General features: G+C 67.9%; 2 protein-coding genes. Both read right to left on the bottom strand.

The features are described from left to right. Window positions 1–803 (bottom strand): NAD-dependent epimerase/dehydratase family protein (locus ABNF93_RS34600; RefSeq protein ID WP_349332491.1); only part of this gene is annotated, 803 nt, incomplete at its 3' end. Further along, window positions 800–1,612: alcohol dehydrogenase catalytic domain-containing protein (locus tag ABNF93_RS34595; protein WP_349332490.1), on the bottom strand; the 813-nt coding region annotated here is incomplete at its 5' end. The genes ABNF93_RS34595 and ABNF93_RS34600, both read right to left, overlap by 4 nt.

The following is a 1,612-nucleotide window of genomic DNA, read 5'->3' as shown; positions in this document are numbered from 1 at the left end:
TGCGGAAGCAGTTCCGGCCGGTGTTGGGCGACGATCTCCAAGGTCGGCTCTGGTGCCCGCGTGTCCGCCGCCGCGAGGGTGATGGGAACGTGAACCACTGTTTCCACCAGTGCCGCCTTCGTGATCCCCTGCGTCACGTCGAGGACGTGCACCCACTGGAACAGGTCGTCAGCCCACTCCGTCGTCGGAGCAAGCCCAGCGTCCAGTGCCGTCTCGTAGGTTGACTCCGGCCAGACACCGGCAAAACGCAGGTTGACCGCCTCGATGCCGAACGCCCGGTCGAAGGTCGCGCCGAGCAGTTCGGTGGTGGCCTTGCTCATGCTGTACGGATCTTCCGGAGTGACAGGTTCGTCCTCGGTGAGCGGCAGACAGCGGCGCTGTGGCGGTTGACCACTGACCCGCCAGAAGAACGTCCCGAACGCGTTGATGCTCGACGCGTTGACGATCCGCCGTACGCCGACCGTCCGGGCCTGGTCGAACACGTGGAAGGTCCCGACGATGTTCGTCATCACCGTTGCCTTGGCGTTCTCCCACTCACCCGTCGGGCGGCCGGCGAGATGGACCACCACCTCGACACCGGCGAAAGCGCTCCGGAGTCCTTGTTCGTCGAGGATGTCGGCCTGGTGGTACGGCCAGGTGGGCGACAGCGGCACTCGTCTGCGTCCTCCCGGCGCCGTGGGATCGAAGATCGTCGCATCCTCGGGGGCGACATTGTCGAGGAGGACGAGATCGTGGTCGGTTTCGAGGGCAGTCGTGACGTATCGGCCGAGCCACCCGGCGGCGCCGGTGATCGCGATCCTCATGCGGCCCACGTCCAGTCGACCGCCGCGGCGACAGGTTCGAGCCGGCCCGCGGAAACGCGGCGCATCAACCGGGCCGCCTCATCAGGACTCCCGGCGACCGTGCCGAGGAGTTGCTCCGACGGCATCGCGCCATCGCGCATGAGACCGAGGGTGGCCTCGACCCGAGTGCTCGTGATCCCGGAGACGAAGTGAACGGTGAGCTCGCGCTGCTGCAGGACGGCCATGTCTCCCCACGCCGTCACACCGTCGGGCGAGTGTCCACTGTAGACGACCTGGCCGGTACGACGCGGAAGCGACGGAATGTACATGTCGAAGGCCTCGGCGTTCTGGACGGTGTCGATGACGGCGGACGGATCGAACCTCGCGACGGTCACTTCGACGTCTGTCGCCCTCGCGTCCACCGTCGCGAACCCCGCCTCGTGGAGGGTGTCCAGACGCGACCGGTGCCGGCCCGCCACCAGCACGTCGAAGCCGCGGGCCCGACACGCGAACGCCGCGGATGCCCCGATCACTCCGTCGCCCACCACGAGGACATGGGCGCCGGCATCCAGGAGGAGACGGGACGCCGCGTTGTAGCCCACCTGGGCGACCACCACGAACGCCGACCGCTCCGCGGGAATGCCTTCGGCGTCATAGACGTCCGCCGCTTCGGAGATCGACCGCGAAGAGTGTCCGCCCCAGGCCGATCCCACCTCGACGTAGCCGAGACCGCTCGTCGCCACGACCCGCTGCCCGATCCGAAACCCGACGACGTCGGATCCGACCTCCTCCACGACTCCGACCCGTTGGTAGCCAGGAACAGCCGGGAA

It is taken from the genome of Actinopolymorpha sp. B9G3 (assembly GCF_040120725.1).
Classification (GTDB): Bacteria; Actinomycetota; Actinomycetes; order Propionibacteriales; family Actinopolymorphaceae; genus Thermasporomyces.
The sequence above is the reverse complement of the archived record's forward strand: the minus strand, read 5'-3'. Positions and strand labels throughout refer to the sequence as shown.